The 16,342-nt window shown below is 45.4% G+C and carries 17 protein-coding genes; 10 read left to right on the top strand and 7 right to left on the bottom strand.

Going from position 1 to position 16,342, the window contains the following annotated elements:
* Positions 1–180 precede the first annotated feature (180 nt).
* Positions 181–1,455: a lysine N(6)-hydroxylase/L-ornithine N(5)-oxygenase family protein gene (locus ACTSEZ_RS18445; protein ID WP_369735823.1), complete on the top strand. Its 1,275-nt coding sequence runs from the start codon at positions 181–183 to the stop codon at positions 1,453–1,455.
* 50 nt (positions 1,456–1,505) lie between these two features.
* Here ACTSEZ_RS18445 and ACTSEZ_RS18440 read toward each other — a convergent pair whose 3' ends face one another.
* The gene (locus ACTSEZ_RS18440; RefSeq protein ID WP_369735809.1) at positions 1,506–5,714 is read right to left on the bottom strand and encodes a bifunctional 2',3'-cyclic-nucleotide 2'-phosphodiesterase/3'-nucleotidase; all 4,209 of its coding nucleotides are present in this window, start codon (positions 5,712–5,714) and stop codon (positions 1,506–1,508) included.
* A gap of 309 nt (positions 5,715–6,023) precedes the next feature.
* Here ACTSEZ_RS18440 and ACTSEZ_RS18435 point away from each other — a divergent pair, with 309 nt between their 5' ends.
* The gene (locus ACTSEZ_RS18435; protein ID WP_369735808.1) at positions 6,024–6,539 is read left to right on the top strand and encodes a type 1 glutamine amidotransferase domain-containing protein; all 516 of its coding nucleotides are present in this window, start codon (positions 6,024–6,026) and stop codon (positions 6,537–6,539) included.
* 38 nt (positions 6,540–6,577) lie between these two features.
* Here the strand turns inward: ACTSEZ_RS18435 and ACTSEZ_RS18430 are convergent, their stop codons facing one another.
* Entirely contained in the window at positions 6,578–6,766 is a 189-nt protein-coding gene (locus ACTSEZ_RS18430) for a hypothetical protein (RefSeq protein WP_369735807.1), read from the bottom strand.
* A gap of 70 nt (positions 6,767–6,836) precedes the next feature.
* Positions 6,837–7,064: a DUF1128 domain-containing protein gene (locus ACTSEZ_RS18425; RefSeq protein WP_029285869.1), complete on the bottom strand. Its 228-nt coding sequence runs from the start codon at positions 7,062–7,064 to the stop codon at positions 6,837–6,839.
* A gap of 183 nt (positions 7,065–7,247) precedes the next feature.
* On the opposite strand from ACTSEZ_RS18425, the gene ACTSEZ_RS18420 reads away from it, so the two are divergent.
* Genes ACTSEZ_RS18420 through ACTSEZ_RS18410 form a run of 3 tightly spaced genes read left to right on the top strand, consistent with a single transcriptional unit; the run spans position 7,248 to position 8,896 of the window.
* Positions 7,248–7,742 (top strand): low molecular weight protein-tyrosine-phosphatase, encoded by a 495-nt coding sequence (locus tag ACTSEZ_RS18420; protein WP_369735806.1) that lies wholly within the window; start codon positions 7,248–7,250, stop codon positions 7,740–7,742.
* Positions 7,735–8,061, top strand: a complete 327-nt coding sequence (locus tag ACTSEZ_RS18415; RefSeq protein WP_369735805.1) for a YtxH domain-containing protein — start codon at positions 7,735–7,737, stop codon at positions 8,059–8,061. Before ACTSEZ_RS18420 ends, ACTSEZ_RS18415 begins: the two co-directional genes overlap by 8 nt.
* A gap of 10 nt (positions 8,062–8,071) precedes the next feature.
* Positions 8,072–8,896 (top strand): YihY/virulence factor BrkB family protein, encoded by an 825-nt coding sequence (locus ACTSEZ_RS18410; RefSeq protein ID WP_369735804.1) that lies wholly within the window; start codon positions 8,072–8,074, stop codon positions 8,894–8,896.
* 254 nt (positions 8,897–9,150) lie between these two features.
* On the opposite strand, the gene ACTSEZ_RS18405 is transcribed toward ACTSEZ_RS18410, so the two are convergent.
* Positions 9,151–9,297 carry a BH0509 family protein gene (locus tag ACTSEZ_RS18405; protein ID WP_035207669.1) on the bottom strand — a complete coding sequence of 49 codons (147 nt, stop codon included), beginning with the start codon at positions 9,295–9,297 and terminating at the stop codon, positions 9,151–9,153.
* Positions 9,298–9,542: 245 nt separating this feature from the next.
* Positions 9,543–10,703 (bottom strand): MFS transporter, encoded by a 1,161-nt coding sequence (locus ACTSEZ_RS18400; RefSeq protein WP_369735803.1) that lies wholly within the window; start codon positions 10,701–10,703, stop codon positions 9,543–9,545.
* 125 nt (positions 10,704–10,828) lie between these two features.
* Between ACTSEZ_RS18400 and ACTSEZ_RS18395 the strand changes: the two genes are divergently transcribed.
* Positions 10,829–11,212 (top strand): OsmC family protein, encoded by a 384-nt coding sequence (locus tag ACTSEZ_RS18395; RefSeq protein ID WP_369735802.1) that lies wholly within the window; start codon positions 10,829–10,831, stop codon positions 11,210–11,212.
* Positions 11,213–11,239: 27 nt separating this feature from the next.
* Here ACTSEZ_RS18395 and ACTSEZ_RS18390 read toward each other — a convergent pair whose 3' ends face one another.
* Entirely contained in the window at positions 11,240–11,656 is a 417-nt protein-coding gene (locus ACTSEZ_RS18390; protein WP_369735801.1) for a pyridoxamine 5'-phosphate oxidase family protein, read from the bottom strand.
* Between the two features lie 128 nt (positions 11,657–11,784).
* Here ACTSEZ_RS18390 and cax point away from each other — a divergent pair, with 128 nt between their 5' ends.
* The 3 genes from cax (at position 11,785) to ACTSEZ_RS18375 (ending at position 14,460) form a co-directional block, all read left to right on the top strand.
* Positions 11,785–12,837, top strand: coding sequence for a calcium/proton exchanger (gene cax, locus ACTSEZ_RS18385; RefSeq protein WP_369735800.1), 1,053 nt, complete (start codon positions 11,785–11,787; stop codon positions 12,835–12,837).
* A gap of 163 nt (positions 12,838–13,000) precedes the next feature.
* Positions 13,001–13,609, top strand: coding sequence for a YczE/YyaS/YitT family protein (locus tag ACTSEZ_RS18380; protein ID WP_369735799.1), 609 nt, complete (start codon positions 13,001–13,003; stop codon positions 13,607–13,609).
* A 65-nt stretch (positions 13,610–13,674) separates the two neighbouring features.
* Complete coding sequence (locus ACTSEZ_RS18375) at positions 13,675–14,460, top strand: YfkD famly protein (RefSeq protein WP_369735798.1); 786 nt, start codon at positions 13,675–13,677, stop codon at positions 14,458–14,460.
* Between the two features lie 29 nt (positions 14,461–14,489).
* Here the strand turns inward: ACTSEZ_RS18375 and yfkAB are convergent, their stop codons facing one another.
* Positions 14,490–15,614 carry a radical SAM/CxCxxxxC motif protein YfkAB gene (gene yfkAB / locus ACTSEZ_RS18370; protein ID WP_369735797.1) on the bottom strand — a complete coding sequence of 375 codons (1,125 nt, stop codon included), beginning with the start codon at positions 15,612–15,614 and terminating at the stop codon, positions 14,490–14,492.
* A gap of 141 nt (positions 15,615–15,755) precedes the next feature.
* Between yfkAB and ACTSEZ_RS18365 the strand changes: the two genes are divergently transcribed.
* Positions 15,756–15,947, top strand: coding sequence for an SE1561 family protein (locus ACTSEZ_RS18365; protein WP_029285889.1), 192 nt, complete (start codon positions 15,756–15,758; stop codon positions 15,945–15,947).
* The last annotated feature ends 395 nt before the right edge of the window (positions 15,948–16,342 follow it).

Below are 16,342 nucleotides of genomic sequence, written 5' to 3'. Positions count from 1 at the left end.
GTTCGAGTCGATTGCGAAGGGTCATAAAGAGGAGAGATATACCCGTTCAGCAGTTCCAGCAGATCGTGAGGGGTCATAAGGAGGAGGTATGCCACCTGATCCAGTCTGCTAAAAACGGATTATTCCGGGTAAAGTAGGGGTATAGATTCAGGAGCAATTATGAGAAAAGCAGGTGAGACAGTGTACGATGTGATCGGAATTGGGATTGGTCCATATAACCTTGGCATGGCGGCCATTTTGGAGGACCTGCCTGAGATTGAAGCGGTCTTTTTTAATAAAACGGATGAGTTTGTCTGGCATCCCGGCATGCTGATTGAGGGGACGGATCTCCAGGTGCCGTTTCTTGCAGATCTTGTGACGTTCTGCAATCCAAGGAGCAAATATACTTTTATAAACTATCTTCATGTACATAACAGGCTTTATCCTTTTTACTTTTTTAACCGGTTTGATATACCGAGGAGAGAATACAGTGAGTACGCGGCTTGGGCGGCAAAAGAGATCGAGAGCTGCCGGTTCGGTTCGTGCGTGACACATGTTGAATACAAAAAAGGGGCAACTCCGTATTATGAAGTGCATGTCGAAAACAAAGAAGGCACACAGGTTTTTCAAACAAGGCACGTGGTCATGGGCACCGGAAGCATCCCGCTGCTGCCGTTTGACACTGAGCTTGGGGAGAATGTCTTTCATTCCAGCGACTATATGTTCAGGCAGGAGTCGTTAAAGAAGAAAAAATCCATTACCGTCATTGGTTCCGGTCAAAGCGCGGCAGAGATTTTTCTTGATCTTATCCAGTCTCAGGATCTGTTCGATTATGAGCTCAGCTGGTTTACGAGATCGGCAGGCTTCACCCAGCTGGAATCTGCCAAGCTCGGCCAGGAAGTATTTTCACCGGATTTTGTCTCCTATTTCCACGACCTGTCGTTTGAGCAGAGGCAGAAGGCGCTTCCGGAGCTTGAACAGCTGCGCAACGGTGTGGATAAAACGACACTTGTTTCAATCTATGACCTGCTGTATCACCGTTCCATTCATGGAAAAGATGCGCGCGTGAAGATCATGCCGCTGACAGATGTGAAAGTTTTGAAACCGGATGGTGACAAGTATATTCTCAAATGCCATCAGTGGCAAAGCGATACCAGCTTTGATCACGGGACAGAAGGAATCGTATTTGCGACAGGCTTTAAGCCGAATATCCCGGAATGGATTGAGGATATGAAGGATGAGATCATCTGGGAGGATGAAAAGCTGTTCAAAGTTGAAAAGGATTTCCGGCTTGCCTTTAAGGACGGCAGAAAAGAACAAATCTACACTCTTACAAACCTTGAACACTCTCACGGAACAGGGGCAACAAATCTTGCTCTTTCAGTTGACCGGAACATGAAGATCATCAACTCTATTCTTGAAAAAGAACATTTTAAACACCAGGGCAAAAACGTCTTTCAGCAGTTTACGCCATAAAAAGAAAGTCCCTTCCCGCACCCGGGAAGGGACTTTTCCTCTTCAGACGATTACTTGCTGTTCAGCCTTCTGCGCTGAATGATGTAAAATAAGCTCCCTGCAATCAGGATCCCAATACCCGTAAGAAGGATGTTGAATGAACTTGTTGCTGTATGAGGAAGGCCTTTTCCGTTGTTGTTTCCTTTATCAGTGCCATTTCCAGGGTTTTCTCCGCTGGCCGGATTCTTTCCATTGCCCGGTTTTTCTCCTGGATTTTCGCCGGAATCAGCTGATTCAAGAACCGTAAACTCGCTGAAGTGGTCTGTATAGCCGTATACTGCTCCGTCTTCATAAGATCCTTCAAGCTCAGTCAGTTCTTCTTTTTTCCGGTCTACATAATAAACTCTTGGATTTACGGCATTTTCAACAAAGAAAGCAAGACCGATTTCATCTTTGAATTTCTTTACGTTTTTCCCGTCCTGAGTGATGGCGAAATCATAAGTGTCTGTAAGGGCATCTTCCACTTTTTCTGTTTTTGCAAAAGAAATGATGGTTTCTTTTTCATCCAGATTTGAAAGCGGGATGTCAAGACCGATTGCCTCATTGTTAAAGGACAGGCTTTCCTCTTTAGCTTTCAGAGCGGTCATTTGGTCTGCAGTAAATGTCATTTCGACTGCATCAAATTCAGATGTGCCGAAAAGATCGATCAGCACGTCATTTGTGTGCTCGATGTATGGAATAAACGTGTCATCAAACGTCACAAACGCTTTACCATCTTCTACCTCAACCGTCGGCGTGAAGTATTCCATAATGCGGCCTTCGATTTCAGGGTTAACGGACTCTTTTTCTTCCAGCTGCTCAAGGAAGACTTCGTAGTCTACGAAGAAAAGATCCTCGGCATAAGTTGCTTCCTTGAAGACGTCATATCCGTCTCCGCCCGCTCCCATAAAGCCGTTTGTCGCGACTCTGTACGTCTTATCCAGTTCAATAGGAGAGTAAGAGCCGTCTTCATTTTGAACTTCAACGTTCATTATGCGCTCGCCTGCAGGCATTCCTTTAGAGAAAGCAAAAGTTACGCCTGCAACTTGAGGGAACTGTCCTTTGCCTTCTTCAACGGCGCTCACGCCGTGTTCGAGTGCAGCGACAATCTGTTCACCTGTTACATCCAGGACAAACAGCGTATTTCCAAATGGCATCACAGTTAGAACTTCTCCGAGAGTAATGTCGCCTTCGTTAATGGATTCACGGATTCCTCCGCCATTAGTGATAGCAAGCTGCGCGCCTTTTGATTCTTTTGCTTTAGCAAGCATGCCGTCTGCAATCAGATTTCCAAGGTTTGTCTCTTTAGAGCGGACATTTTCACGTTTTCCGTCAAGTACCGTTTTTGTATGTCCGACAACTTTATCTTTAAAGCTGTTGATCTCTTCTTTGTATCCGTCAAGCAGGGCTTTTGCTTCAGGATCTTCTTCGACTGTTTCATCAATCGCGATCAGCTCGACCGCTGATTCTTCAGGGAGAACAACTCCCTCGTCATTAAACGCGACATCAAGCTTTCCTAAGAATTTTCCATAATCCTGAACCTGTGCAACGATGGTCGGCGTCCTGTCTTCATCAACTACTTTTAACGTATCCACAAGGGTATGCGTGTGTCCTCCGATGATGACGTCAATGCCTTCTACTTTTTCGGCAAGCTCAAGGTCTTTCTGGTAGCCGAGGTGGGTTAATGCAATGATCTTGTCCACCTTTTCGGTTTCTTCAATTGTTTTCACTGTTTCTTCAGATGTTTTCACTGCGTCTTTGAATACAATGTTCTCGCCCGGGCTTGATGCTTCCGGTGTATCCTCTGTCGTCAGTCCGTATACAGCCACTTTTTCGCCGTTTACATCAAGAATGATGTAAGGGTAAATCGCGCTTTCTTTTACTGAAGGATAGTCGCTTGGCGATTTAACCAAATCGCTTAATTTCGGTTCCTTGCTTACATCCACGTTCGAGCTGACAATCGGGAATTTGGCTTTTTCAATAAATGCTCTTAAGGCATCCGGACCTTTATCAAATTCATGGTTCCCGAACGTCATGGCATCGTACTGCATCATGTTCATAAACTCAACGTCGGCAAGGCCGTTCCATCTTGTAAAATAGAGATCTCCAGAGAAGACATCGCCTGCGTCAAGAAGGATGCTGTTTTCTTCTGCAGCGCGGACTTCTTTTACCTTTGTCACGCGGCGCGCCACATCATCAAGATGAGCGTGGGTATCATTTGTGTGCATGACCGTCAGTTTCCAGCTGTTTGATGGAGGAGGCGTGGTGCCGCCTTTTAAATCGATTGTATATTTGGCAAAGCCGTCTGCTGCTTCACCCGCATAACGGATATTCGGTGTTTGCTCAGCAAGTTCTTTTGCAGCAGGTGTTGAAGTAAATACAGCCTGTGCATTTCCTTCGACAGGCGCAATTGACCAGTTGCCGTCGGCAGAAGGGTTGATTGTTTTTTCTTCTGAAATGTAATTCATCAGAGCCTGGCGGTTTTCATCTGCAGAAATGTAGGCAATGTTTTCAGCCTTCATGTTCGGGAATCCGCCTCCGCCTGAAGCGCGGTAGTTATTTGTGACAATTAAAAATTCCTGCTCCGGATTTACATCTTTGCCTTCATATTTGAAGTTGATGATCCTGCTTGAATCCGGATTGACAATCTTTCCGTCTGCATTGTATTTAGCAGGCTTTGTCACATCAATCTGATACGTGACACCATCGATCACATCAAAATTGTAAGATCTGAAGTTCGTGTCCAAAAGAGGCTGTTCGCCTTCTTTTGCAGGATCAATTTGGTTGAACTGTCCGGCTGACATTTCGAGCCATTCTTTTACTTGTGATCCTTTAAGCTTAACAATCTGTACCGTATTGTCGTAGAGGTAGAGGTCGCCGATGTTTTTGATGGCGAGACTTCCTTTTGCAATATTCGTATAGTAGTCAACACCGTTGCGGCCGCCTGATTTGAAAGGTGCTGCTGCTGAGAGAATCGGCAGGTTCTGAAGGGCCGGGTTCTGCTCGGCAACCTTTTTCGCATACCACATTTGGGCATCGTTGACGATCTGGACAGACGGGTCGTCCTGAACAAGTGCAAAGAAGCTGTTAATTGGGGCTTCTGTTGTTCCGACCGGTTTTCTTACATATTCAAGTGTTTTTTCGTGGACATCTTTAATAGATGAGGCAATCTTTTGATCTTTTGCTGTGACCGTAGTGATTGGCACTGCCTTTGACTGTGAGTCTGCTACCGACCAGTCGCCGTTTTGCTCAGTGAGCTTCAGGTCGATGACCCCTAAGTGACTGCCCCAGTTTTTAGGCATGACAACAGGCACGCCGTTTACCGTTCCTTTTATGTTATCGATGGCAGTAATGCCGTCATATTTTTTGTCGCCGGGGAAGATGCCGTGCTGATGGCCTGATACGATGGCGTCAATGTCTTTCACTTCTTTAGCGAGGTCGAAAACCATGTTTTCAGAGCCTGTAGAGCTTGAAGCAGTTTCAATCCCCGAGTGAGCCATGACGACAATCAGGTCAGCGCCCTGGGCTTTCATTTCAGGAATGACTTTGTTTGCCGTTTCGACAATATCCTTTGTCACAACTTTTCCTTCAAGGTGCTTTTTGTCCCATACGTTTATTTGCGGCGGAACAAAGCCTGTGTAGCCAATCTTGACAAGATGTTTCTTGCCGTTTGCATCGATCAGTTCTTTTTCCTGGATATCGTACTGCTTAAAATACGGCTCGTTTGTTGCAGCATCGTAAACGTTCGCGCTTACTACAGGAAAATCCGTATTCTTAAGCGATCCTTTCAGATACTCAAGACCGTAGTTAAATTCATGGTTTCCAAGTGTGCCTGCATCGTAGTCAAGCGTGCAGAGTGCATCGAATATCGGGTTTGTTTTCGTGCCGGCCGCAATCTCTGCGCCAAGATTTTTGAAAACATATTCCCCGAGCGGATTTCCCTGGATCAGATCTCCGTTATCGACAAGGATGCTGTTTTGGGCAGAGCTTCTGTACTGATCGATCAGGACTGCTGTTCTGGCGAGCCCGTATGAAGCGGTTTCTTTATCCGAATAATAGTCATAATCCATGATGTGAGCGTGAATATCGGTTGTTTCAATCAGGCGAAGATCGACTGCCGCCGTCACCTCGGCTGAAGCTTTTGGGGCAGAGAAGGGAAGAATACTTAAAAAAACGAGAGAAGCAGCAAATGAGTGCAGGAATTTCTTACTGACTGTATTCGGTTTACTTTTCACAAACATCCACCTTTCGGAAATTTTCGCAACAGTTAAATTTTATAAATAATCTGTCTATAAAGCTATGAGTATTTTGTCTAATATTGTTAAATTAACGTAAATGATAGGAGAACAAAAGATTTACAAATGGAAGAGTTTTGCAGGAGGATGGCCCTGTTTTAAGAGGGGATGACTGTATTTTTAAAAAGAAGGCAGGTCATTAGTCTTAGAAGCGAAAGGAATCTGCTCCATCAATCGACAAAAGCATCGTGTGTTTTATTTTTTTAGTAAAAGGGTAATTTATACACTGTCAATCAAATAGGAGGGTTCTAATCGATGAGTAAAAAAATCGCAGTAGTTATGACCGATCATTTTGAGGACTCTGAATACACAGATCCTGCAAAAGCATTCAAGGAAGCAGGACACACACTGACAGTTATTGAAAATGAAAAAGGAAAAACAGTGAAGGGAAAACAGGGACAGGAATCTGTTAAGGTGGATGCGTCCATTGATGATGTAAAACCGGAAGATTTTGATGCACTGTTCATTCCAGGAGGCTTCTCACCGGATATCCTCCGTGCAGATGATAAATTTGTAACATTCGCCAAAGCATTTATGGATGAGAAAAAGCCTGTGTTTGCCATCTGCCACGGACCGCAGCTTCTCATTACAGCTGAGACGCTGAACGGACGTGATGCGACAGGCTACACATCCATTGCCGTTGATCTTAAAAATGCAGGTGCAAACTTCCATGACAAAGAGGTTGTCGTTTGCGGCAATCAGCTTGTCACAAGCCGTACACCGGATGATCTGCCGGCATTCACACGTGAATCGCTGAACCTTTTAAAATAATAAAAAAAAAACAGCCCGGGCGTAAAAAACGCACCGGGTTATTTTTTGTCTTCAGATTCTTCTTTTTCTGGAGGAGTTTCTTCTGAATCCTCCGCGTCAGGAAGAGGATCAATCGTAACGGCATCCTCTGTATGAATGGCCGATTTTAATGCTACTATGACAAACACGATACAGACGACCAATAATAAAAACAGCATGATTGTTGCAAGCCACCACATTGCAGCCATGATTTCAGCCCCCTTTTTACACATATATGCAAAAGGGGACTGGCTTTAGAATCTTTTTCTTCGCAGGAGCTTATACTTTGCGGAGGTTGCCGAGCTCTTCAACGATCGCCTGCATTTCATTCGGCGAGAACGTGTTCTTTTTCATGACATGATCATAAATGTCTTTCAGCTCTTCGTACATTTCCTCGTCAAAATGAGAAGGCTTGATGGCGCCGATATTAATGACGCGAAGCTTTTCTTTAATTTGCTCAATCATAAATTCTACGTTTTCAACCGATTTTTCAGACAGATTATTCAAACGGATTCATCCTTTCAGCTTGCCATTGTAAGTATGATTTATTGTAACATGTTTTATATGGATGAAAGATGCTTATTCTTGAATCACTTATGAAAGAATAGAGAAAAGTACCATAAAGGCGGCATGTACACTCATACATATAAAATAACGTGCGGTTTATGGACATCACCCGGGAGGATATTGATGATTAAAGTAGTATTTGTTTGTTTAGGGAATATATGCCGTTCGCCAATGGCAGAAGGCATCATGAGACATTTAATTGAAAAAGAAGGCTTGAGCGGGCTTATTTCCGCTGATTCCGCAGGCACAGGAAACTGGCACATCGGGAAGGGGCCCCACGAAGGCACAAGGCGTATGCTTGAAGAAAATCAGATTAGCTTTGAAGGAATCGCTGCAAGACAGGTTTCAATGGACGACTTGACGGAAAGTGATTATATTATCGCGATGGATAATGAAAATCTTGGTTTTCTAAGAAGGCTTGCCGGATATTCAAAAACTGGATACGTCGGCCGGCTGATGGATTTTGTGCCGGATTCGGATATTGCGGATGTGCCGGATCCGTATTACACCGATAATTTTGAAGAGGTGTATGACATGGTTTATAACGGCTGCAGGCTTTTGTTAAACAAGATTATGGAGGAACATCAATTAAAAGAAGCGGGGGATATTGATGAGTGAATCGAACAGTTTGTTTTTAAAAGGTGTTTTTGCAGGTGCAGCAATCGGAGGAGCCATTACTCTTTTGCACAAGCCGACAAGAGATCAGTTTGTCCGGCAGGGAATCACGCTGAAGGATAAAACAGCTGTCTACATTGAAAACCCGTCGCTCCTGACTGAAGAGATTAAAGAGCAGATTGACAAGGCGAGGGCAGTTGTGCAGGAAGCGAAAGACGATATTGATTTTATTAATGAAAAAATCAATGAACTGAAGGAAACAACTCCGCAGGTACTCCAAATGATTGAAGAAACAAAAGAAAGGTTTCTGACGGATAAATAAGCGGAGGAGCGTGCAGCATGTGAAGGAATCCATCATCAGAAGTCTGATCAGGCGTTTTTCAAAAGACGAGCTGATCGGCCTCTCAGCAGAGCTTGCGTACTTTTTTCTGCTGTCTCTCTTTCCGTTTTTAATCTTTTTAATTACTCTTATTGCTTTTTTGCCTCTGTCCCAGGATGATCTGCTGAATTTCCTCGCGCAGTATGCACCGGGGGAATCGATCAAACTGATTGAGAGGACTCTGACTGAAATCGTGGCTGGATCAAGCGGTGGATTGCTCTCCTTTGGGATCCTGGCCACTCTTTGGTCGGCGTCAAACGGAATCAATGCCATCGTACGCGCATTCAATCGTGCCTATGAGGTGGAAGAAAGCAGGTCATTCATCGTAGCACGGGGAATGGCCATTCTTTTAACCATCGCGATGGTGTTTGTCATTCTTGTTGCGCTTTTGCTGCCTGTTTTCGGAAAAGAATTAGGTGTTTTTCTCTTTTCCGTGTTCGGTCTGTCAGATGCCTTTCTGGCGTTTTGGAACATGGCAAGATGGCTTGTGAGTGCCGTCATTCTATTCATTGTGTTTACCGCCCTGTACTTTTTTGCGCCGAATAAACGGCTGCATATCAAGGATGTTTTTCCGGGTGCTGTCTTTGCAACAGTCGGATGGGCTGCGGTTTCGTTTGCATTTTCTTATTATGTTTCAAGCTTCGGAAACTACAGCGCCGCTTACGGGAGCCTCGGCGGGATCATCGTCTTGATGATCTGGTTTTACTTGTCCGGCATGATCATTATGCTTGGCGGTGAGCTGAATGCCGTTCTTTATTCGCGGAAAAAACAAACGTAGCTTTCCAGTGATTGTGACTCATACTCACCGTCTGTCTGTGAGACAGTAAGGGAGAAGACCCAGGTCTTCAAACTATAGCCGGGATGGTGACCAATCATGACAAAGCATACGAAAAAGGGCGGAAGCCACACGAAACAGAGCTCGAAAAGCAAGCCGCAGAACAAGACAAGCGGAAGTGCCAACGGGCAGAACGGCTATCATTAACAAAAAAAAGCAAACCGCATGGGGCGGTTTGCTTTTTTGGTGTGTTTTGATTACTCACTCCATTGAATGTAAGAGTGATAAGCCGAAGTGTAGATATGCTCAATGTCCTCATCTGTCATGTACATAAGTGTTTCTGACTCGATATCCTTCATTTTAGCGATAAACTCGATCATATTTTTGCGTTCCTGTCTTTTCATTTCACTCATCCTCCTGTTATTGTTTGTTATGATACAGTTTGTATTTGTTAATGCTATTATATAACAGATAATTCAAAATGTTCAACCTATATTTTAAAAAAACCGCCAATTTTTTTAGATTGGCGGTTTGATTTATGTTTAAGAAAGTTTAAAGTTCTGAACATTGATGTCTAGCTCCAGCACCCAGCTCCTCTGCCAGAACAAAATCCCCCAAAAAGTCAGCTAAACGGGCGCTTCCGCTTTTCTTATGAATTTACCGGTTCAAGCTTCTTTTGCCTGTAAAAGGCGAGGGTAATGAAAATAAGCAGCAGGATAAAGCTGACGACGTGCAGGAAATTGGCTGAATCCACGGTTTCGATGTAGAGTCCGCCTAGGAAAGGGCCGGATATGCTGCCGATGCTGAAGAAGATTCCGCAGAGCAGATTGCCCGCCGGCAAAAGGTTCTTAGGCAGAAGGTCAGCCATAAAACTGATGCCGAGAGAAAATGTTGATCCGACCATCATGCCTGCAGTGAAAAAGCAGATCATGAGCGGAACAAGGGTTTCCGCAAAGCTTGCCGCCATAAATGCTGCGAAGCCGGAGAGCATGACAAATAAAAGGGTGTTTCTTCTGCCGTACCGGTCGCTGATGATGCCAAGCGGCAGCTGGAAAAGGATGGCGCCGACTGCGAATGACGTCAGAATAATGGATACAGATGCGACATCAATGCCAGTTCTTAGAGCATAAACAGGATAGTTGCCATTCAGGGAAGCTTCAAGAAATCCGTATCCGAAGGTCGGCAGGAAGGCAACCCAGGCAAGACGCGATGCTTTAGCAAATCGTTTAGCTGTTCCAAAGAAAGAGGTTGAGCCTGTATCATGCTCAGGAAAGTCGTTTCTCAGGAAAAAGACGAATGCCCAGGCAATCAGACTGATGCTGCCTGATACGATAAACGGCAGAGACGTATTGATTTCTGCTAGCGGTACCATCAGCGGTCCGGCCGCAAATCCCAGTCCGAAAAACAGACCGTAGAGCGAAATGTTCCGTCCTCTCCGCTCTTCGGATGAAATCGATGTAATCCATGTCTGGGTGGAGAAATGGAGCATGTGGTCTCCAACGCCAATTAAAAGCCTCAGCAAAAACCAGAACCAGAAGGACTGAAACCATAAAAAGCCGAACAGGCTCAGAGCCACCATGAGTCCGCCGACAAGGATCAGCGGCTTAAAGCCGAATTTCTTAAGAGGTCCTTCCATGAAAGGGGACGCAAGCAGCACCCCAATATAAAGCCCTGTCGCATGAAGACCGTTTACAGAAGAAGAGTATCCTTCTTTTTCAAAAATAACGGCAATCAGTGGCAGCAGCATGCCCTGAGAAAAACCTGAGATGGCGACAATGCTGACTAAAATCGCAAATTTGAATTTTGACATGAGGTTGACTCCTAACTTGATTTTCCATCCTGAATGTTACACGCATCTTTCCATGCAGACAAGCACATTTCTTTTTCCACCCGAGAAAGTTGGGGTATGATGGCAAAAAAGAGAGGATGATTCAAATGGAATTTAAAATGAGGGAAGTAGGCTTTTCTGCTGAATTTGAATACGGGGAACTGCATGTTGCAGGGAATGAAGAATACGGGTTCCGTCCGTATCAGCTGATGGTCTCATCCATTGCTGTCTGCAGCGGGGGTGTTCTTCGCGGAATTCTTGAGAAGAAAAGACTTGAGGTAGAGGACATCACGATTCAGGCATCCGTGAAACGCAATGAAGAGGAAGCGAACCGGATTGAGAGTATTGCCATTCATTACGTTATTACTGGAAATGGCTTGAAGGAAGAAAAGGTGGACCAGGCCGTGAAGCTTGCGAGGAAGAACTGCCCGATGGTGCGTTCCGTTGAGGGGAGTATTGAAGTGACGGAGACGTTTGAAATCAAAAATTAAGACCGTGCGCAGGCACGGTCTTTTTGCTTACATTTTGATGACTTCAGGCTCACTTCCGGCCTTTTGATAATACCTGATCGACGAAGGCTGAATCTTTAGCAGTACATAATTCGGGTCATCCGGACCGGAAATCCACTCTTTCAAATCCTCCTGCCAGAATTTCTTTTTTAGTTCGGCAGATTCTTCAAAAGATGCTGTTCCCTCAACCTCTGCGTATTCATTGTTCCATCCGCTGCCTTCAAGCCCTAAAAGAACATGGACATTCGGGTTGCTTTCAATGTCATCTGCTTTATGCGTTTCTTTATTGGTTGCCGTGTACAACGTCAGATCTTCGTGGAAAAACAGCATAAATCTCGAGAATGGCTTGTTCTCGCGAATGGTCGCAAGTGTTCCAATTTTATGGTCTTTGAGCATTTGAATGACTCTTTGTTTTGAATCGCTCATAACTATCCACTCCTTTCATATCTATCATTAATCTGCATCAATTTACCCGTTTCATACGCAGGAAAAGGGTGTGGTTTAATTTTTTGCAGAATAGAGAAAGAATAAGACATAGAAAGGGTGGGATATGTGTGAATCGAATCTTTTTTATCGCCGTTATGGCCGGTGTGCCGCTTTCCATTATCGGGAGGCTGCTCCACTGGCCTGAAGTGATCATGTTTGCCGTATACTGCCTGACCATTATTGCTCTTGCAGGTTATATGGGGCGGGCAACGGAGAGTCTTGCCGTTGTAGCGGGGCCGAGAGTCGGCGGGCTGCTCAATGCTACGTTTGGAAATGCCGTTGAACTGATTATTTCGATTTTCGCCTTAAAAGCTGGTTTAATCGGGGTTGTGCTGGCATCCCTTACTGGCTCAGTACTTGGGAACCTGTTGCTTGTCGCCGGTCTTTCTTTTTTTGTAGGGGGATTAAAATACAAACGGCAGGAATTCAGCGTCTATGATGCGAGGCATAATTCAGGGCTGCTGATCTTTGCTGTGATTGTCGCTTTTGTCATTCCGGAAATTTTTTCGATGGACATGGACGAGACAAAGACGTTAAACTTGAGTGTGGGAATATCCGTCATTTTAATTCTTTTATATCTCGCTGCGCTGTTTTTTAAGCTTGTGACCCACCGCGGTGTTTACAAGCATGAGACTGACGAAGCCGGACATGACGAAGAAGCGGAATGGTCGGCGAAAAAGGCGCTGCTGATTCTCCTGCTTGCCACAGCCGCTGTTGCCTATGTGTCTGAAAGCCTTGTACATACATTCGAAGCAGTGGGAGAGAGATTCGGCTGGAGCGAACTGTTTATCGGGGTCATCATCGTAGCCATCGTCGGAAATGCTGCAGAGCATGCTTCCGCGATCATTATGGCTTATAAAAATAAAATGAATGTTGCAGTCGAAATTGCCGTCGGGTCAACGCTTCAGGTGGCCATGTTCGTGGCGCCTGTTCTCGTCCTGATTTCACTGCTGTTTACAAAGAAAATGCCTCTTGTCTTTACAGTGCCGGAACTGATTTCCATGATCACAGCTGTACTTCTGACGATATCCATCACCAATGACGGTGATACGAACTGGTTTGAAGGGGCGACGCTGCTTGCAGCTTACCTGATTATGGGCATCGGGTTTTATCTTCTGTAAAAAAAGAGACTCTGTGCAGGCGGCACAGAGTCTTTTATGTGTAGGACGAAACAATTTGTAACGATTACCTCTAAGGTAACATATAGTTTAAACTTTGTAAATATTCAGTTATTTAGAATGACTTCGTGGACATACATATAGAACATAAAGGAGTTGGGGGAGCATGATTTTTCGGTTGATTTTTTTCGCGGCCGGTCTTTTTATTCTGGCCTTTGGGGTGACATTAACGATTAAAGCAAATCTTGGCGCCGGCGCCTGGGATGCGCTGAATGTAGGGCTGACAGATCAAATTGGCCTGACGGTCGGGAGCTGGATTTTTATCGTTGGGATACTGATTATTGTCCTTAATGCGCTGATTATGCGCGAGGCGCCGAAAGTGCTCGGTGTGATGACTATTTTGCTGATCGGCTTTTTCGTCGATTTCTGGATGCTGCGCGTTTTTCAGGAATTTGAGATGCAGAGCTTTGCAGGCAGAGCGGGAATCCTCCTTTCAGGAATCTTCCTGATTGCGATTGGAGTCTCCATCTACCTTCAAACAAACTTTCCGGCAAATCCGATCGACCAGCTGATGCTCACGCTGCACGAGAGATTCGGGCTCAGCCTGATGGCGTCAAAAACGATCGGTGAAGTAGCCGCTTTGCTGCTTGCCCTCCTGTTCGCAGGACCGATTGGCCTTGGCACCATCATTATCACATTTGCAATTGGACCGCTTATTCAGCTCTGCAATCCAAGGGTACATGCGGTGCTTGGAAAGTGGATCGCAAAAACGTAATTTTGGGGATAAAGACACAACGGCTTGAAAACAATAAGGGAAAGCAACCGAAAGGGGTTTAGGAAATGAGAAAATGGATCCTCGTTTCAATGGCTTTGCTCTTATCAATCAGTTTTTCAGGCTCTGTGTCTGCAGCACCGAAAGCAAAAATACCAAGTTCGGTTTTGGATATTTCAAAAGAAAACACCTATCCGAATCCCACACAGGACCTTCCGTATCTGCAGCCGAGCGAGTTTACACAAGGGTTAATCGATACATCAAAAATCGCGATTGAAAATCCGAATTTGATTCGTCTCTTAAATGAATCATCGATTCCGGACAATAAGCTTGCAATCGGCTACAGAGCAACGATTTTTCTTGGCCAGTGGGCACTGAACTATGAGTCGTCCGAAACCGCAGTAAACTGGGAATATCAAAAGATCAACACGAACTTTTTTGACAACAGGGGCGGAAAAGCGGCCGTTCAGATTCACTACAAGCAGGAGTCTCAAAAGCAGGTCAAAGGCGGACTGACAGCGCGGATCCCGAACGAAGAAGACGTGAAAAAGATGATGCTGCTCAAAGCGATGAAGAAAACAAATCTTCCATTGTCTTTTCAAACGATCATTGGGACGGGCTCAAAGAAAGACCAGGTCTATAACGTCCCGGTTAAGCGCCTTGGCTATTTGAACGCCTATGCACCTGCCGTCAGTGAAAAAGGCAAGGTGACTTACGGCGAAGTGTACTTGGTGCTGAAAGGCAACAAGCGCAAAATCGTTGTCCAAAATGTAACATCACAGGGAATTGGAGCCTGGATTCCTGTGCAGGATCACGCTTCCTTCGGTTTTACCGTCTCTGAACAGCCACGATAAAAAGCGAGCCAAATGGCTCGCTTTTTAGTTTAGATAACGGATTTTCTGGACTGAAAATCCACATCAGGGTAATAGGCGTTTTTCACAAGCAGGTTCGGGCCAAGGCATGATACAGCTGGGCAGTGGCAGTTCAGGCCGCGCGCAACCTCTGTGTCATTCCAGCGGTCATAGGCCGACTGAAGAGTGTCGCGCTGAATGTTTCCGAGCTCAGGCGTATCACCAAAATCAGTCACGATGATATCGCCGTTGAAAATGTTGACATTCAGTCTTGAACGGCCGTCGGGATCATTTCTTACTGTCACGTTTTTGGAAGTGCGAAGCCTCTTAATCAGCTCAGTATCTTCAACGTTTGTGCTGCAAGCGTAGAACGGCAGCGTGCCGAACAGCATCCAGACATCCTCATTCCGGATATCAAGCAGGTGATGAATGGCAGCTCTTGTTTCGGCAAGAGTCAGCGTTTCGAGCGTGCTTGCAAAGTCGGATGGATACATAGGATGCACCTCATGCCGCTGGCACTTCATGTCCTCTGTAATCTGCTTATGTATCTTTTCAATATGAGGAAGCGTCCGCTTGTTCAGCATCGTTTCTGCGGAAACCATGATGCCCGCATCAACAAGCGCCCGGCTGTTTTCTACAATCCGGTCAAAATAGGCTGTTCGCTGCGCGTAAGATGGTTTTTTCTCCATCATCGCAAAGCCGCCTTCGGCAAAGTCATCGAGTGTTCCCCAGTTATGGGAGATATGCAGCACATCAAGGTACGGGGCAATCTTTTCATACCTGGCCAGATCAAGCGTCAAATTCGAATTTATTTGCGTACGCACCCCGCGTTCCCGGGCATACTTTAAAAGAGGAAGCACATACTGATCAACGGATTTCCTGGAAAGCATCGGCTCTCCGCCTGTAATACTGATTGAGCGGAGCGTCTCAACCTCTTCAAGCCGTTTCAAGATCAGCTCGAGCGGAAGTGCCTGGGGATCCTTTGGAGAAAGGGTGTACCCTACGGCGCAATGCTCACACCGCATATTGCAAAGTGTCGTCGTTGTAAACTCCACATTCGTAAGGGTCATTTTTCCATATTGTTTTACATCTAAATAAGCTTCCCATGGATCATGAGAAGGGGTGATAGGCAGCAGATTCACAGCTGATGCATTCATTCATAAAACTCCTTTTTCAAGTTCACATAAAGAACATTCTAACATGAACCCGTCAGTTTGGAACACCTCACGCTCGTGGGCGGTTGTCAAAGTTCCTGGAATAAGCTACGATAACTGTAACAGTGAAAGGAGAGATACATCTTGGGCAACGCCGTTCATGATAAAGACTCACAACTACAATATTTAAAATCACGGCTGAATATGTTCATGAATGTGATTGATTCCATGGATCCCGAATCAACCGACCTTGAAGATATCGACCGTTTAATAAACATGCTGGATGAACTTGAAATCAAGCAGGAACAGTTTAAAAAAGACTGGAACAAAGAATAGATGACTTGAGAGCACCTGATGAGGGTGTTCTTTTTGTTTTTTGTTAAACCCCAGTGGATTGCAGCGGAAGGAGCTTGATTCCTGCGGGATGGAAGGGAGTGGGAGACCCCCTGGAAGGCACGAGAATGTTTGGATTGTGCCCTTCAGCGAGCGGTAACCAGTGGGAAGGTCACAAAAGCGATTGGATTGCTCCCTTCAGCGAGCGGCAACCAGTGGGAAGGTCACAAAAGCGTTAGGATTGTGCCCTTCAGCAAGCGGCAACCAGAGGGAAGGTCACAAAAGCGTTAGGATTGTGCCCTTCAGCAAGCGTCAACCAGCGGGAAGGTCACAAAAGGGGTTGGATTGCTCCCTTCAGCGAGCGAAAATCCAAGCGAAGGTCACAAAAGCAGCTAGAT

This window comes from Metabacillus mesotrionivorans, from assembly GCF_052171315.1.
In the GTDB taxonomy this organism is placed as follows: Bacteria; Bacillota; Bacilli; order Bacillales; family Bacillaceae; genus Bacillus_P.
The sequence above is the reverse complement of the archived record's forward strand: the minus strand, read 5'-3'. Positions and strand labels throughout refer to the sequence as shown.